This is a genomic window from Candidatus Aegiribacteria sp., assembly GCA_021108435.1.
In the GTDB taxonomy this organism is placed as follows: domain Bacteria; phylum Fermentibacterota; class Fermentibacteria; order Fermentibacterales; family JCC-6; genus Aegiribacteria.
On the sequence record JAIOQY010000041.1, the window covers coordinates 1 to 2,470 of the forward strand.

Genomic DNA, 2,470 nt, shown 5'->3' on the forward strand with positions numbered 1-2,470 from the left:
ACTAGCTGTAGGACCCGTTAATAGATAACCTGCTTCGCTCCCTTATCAGGTATCATTGTTAGGGAATCAGTATCTCTCTTAGCCTGTCCGGTTGAGCAATATGATAGATCGGTGTGCTGGAATTGGTACTTAAGACCGTTATATAGCCGTCTGGATGGTACAGCCACCTCGTAGATCCTTCGGTTGTGGCAATGTCAACTTTGTGAGTGAAATCCGGTCTCTCAGGCATGGTGATTGTTGTTCTGTCTTCCCAAATGCTTTTGAATGATCCCAGCGTGGTAGAATCGTCGATGGTCTGAATGACCTGGAAGTCTGCGTTCCATACTTTGACCTGGGTGATCTGATCGTCGTTATTTCGGCAGCCTGCCAGGAAGAGCGGAACAGTGAGCAATAGAAGCGCAATCATTTTCATTATTCTCCAATACTTCGACTCAGTTGATTTCACTTGCATTAATTACTTAAGTACCTGTGAAATGTCACGGCAATCCTATTGCATTTAAGCTTTCAAGAAGGAGCTGACTAATCCGGCCGCATACAGGGGTATGAAGTGGGTTCTTCCCCTTGTCCGGAAGTTCCATGCACCCAGTTTTACAATACATGGTGAATTGTATCTGGACGCAAAGACTCCTGCTGATTTTGAATTGGCTCTCCTTCCTGCCTTAACTTCAATCGGATAGATACTATTTTCCTGCTGCTGCAGGAACTCAACTTCGGCAGTATTTTCCTTCCAGGAGTAAAGAGCTTGCCCACCGACAGCAATCATTTCCTGGGCAACCAGGCTTTCCGCTACCCATCCCTTGTAGAATCCTTCCCGAAAACCACCCCTGTTCAGGAGAGGTATATCAGCCATAGCTCCAAGAATTCCGACATCATGGGAGTAGAGCTTGAATCTGCCAGGGTTGGTCCAGGCTGAGAGTGGGGGCTCTGCTCGATTAGTGATCAGACACCTGAGCACCAGGCGAGTCTTTTCCAACCATCCTATAGGTCCCGCAAGCTCTCTGTATCCCTTCCGTCCAGGTATCACTCCTTTGAATCTGTATCTGTGCGCATTACTATCAATTTCTCTTCCGAGCTGTGCAGGTAAATTTCTCCAGACACGTTCGATGTGCATGGAGTTTTCCCGTCCGGAATGCTTGGCCATATCTGCGAGATAACCCTTGATGAGATTATCCTGAATGCCCCGTACTTCATAAAAGGCATTCCGCAAGCTTTTTCCTCTCATGTCCTGGAAGGTTTCAACGACCTCAGGCATGCCTCCTGTGACTAGATACTCCCCCAGCAGCTCCCAGAGTTTACTGTGAACGATATCGGGAAGTTTCTGATCAACACTGCCAAGTAGAAGAGCCTTCAGAGCTCTGTCTTCTCCTACTCCCTCTAGAAACTCAGGAAAGCTCATTGGATAAAGATCCAGGAAATCCACCTTGCCTACCGGAAATGGTTCATCGGACATTGTAACACCCACCAGGCTTCCTGCAGCGCATATGAAAGACCCTGGAAGATCATCATTGAAATATTTCAGAGAGGTTAGAGCTCTGGGGCAAGCTTGAATCTCATCGAAGATTATCAGGTTTGTGTGAGGGTCAATTGATGCATTCGCCGCATACTCCAGTTCCGACAGCAGACGCTTCGGTTCAAGGTTTCCATTCTGAAAGATCGACGCGACTTCGGCGTCTCTTTCCAGGTCAAAGTAGTGGCACACCGGAAATGAAGCACCGAATATATTCTTCAGCAAGTATGTCTTGCCGCACTGGCGCACACCTCGCAATAACAGAGGCTTCCGCGATGATTTGCTTTTCCAGACTGCAAGTGCTTTTTCAGCTTTGCGTTTCATGTCAGGAATCTAGCAAGTAATTTACAACAAGTCAACGATATTCGGGAATTATCGAATATTTCATAGGAGATATTTGCAGCATCTACTACTTTTTGCCATTTGTTGTATATATATCGCTGGAACTTGATAGATTGGCTGGTACATCCGTCGATCATGAATTATTGTCTGAATACCGGTTATTCGATCATATGAAAAGACTGTTCCTGCTCTCATGAGCCTCTGCCAGAAATTTAGCCACTCCGCAGTATTCAAGATTCTTGTAATCAACCATCTCTTCGTGTTTCATTCCCATTAAATCCATTGACATTTCACAGATAAAGATCTTGATGTTCATTTCCTGAGAGAGCTCAAGCAATTCAGCGAGTGTGACGATATTCTTTTTCTTCATCAGGTGCTTCATCATAGAAGTTCCCGCGCCGGCCATATTCAGTTTTGAAAGTTTTAACTGATCAAATCCCGTCGGAAGCATAAATCCAAACATCCTGGACATAAAATCTTTCTTTACTCTGAATTTCTTCCTCAGTGCAGCAGTTCCCCAGAATGTGAAAAACAATGTAACCTCTGATCCCATCGCAGCCGCTCCGGTTGCTATAATGAAAGCTGCAATAAGTTTATCCAGTGAACCGGAAAAAACAATTA

3 protein-coding genes are annotated in these 2,470 nt (G+C 45.4%); all 3 read right to left on the reverse strand.

Annotation, left to right across the window (positions count from 1 at the left end):
* Positions 1 to 58: 58 nt before the first annotated feature.
* Complete coding sequence (locus tag K8R76_02535; protein ID MCD4847050.1) at positions 59 to 412, reverse strand: hypothetical protein; 354 nt, start codon at positions 410 to 412, stop codon at positions 59 to 61.
* A gap of 84 nt (positions 413 to 496) precedes the next feature.
* Positions 497 to 1,831: an AAA family ATPase gene (locus K8R76_02540; GenBank protein MCD4847051.1), complete on the reverse strand. Its 1,335-nt coding sequence runs from the start codon at positions 1,829 to 1,831 to the stop codon at positions 497 to 499.
* A 184-nt stretch (positions 1,832 to 2,015) separates the two neighbouring features.
* On the reverse strand, positions 2,016 to 2,470 hold a 455-nt coding region (locus tag K8R76_02545), incomplete at its 5' end, for a DsrE/DsrF/DrsH-like family protein (protein ID MCD4847052.1).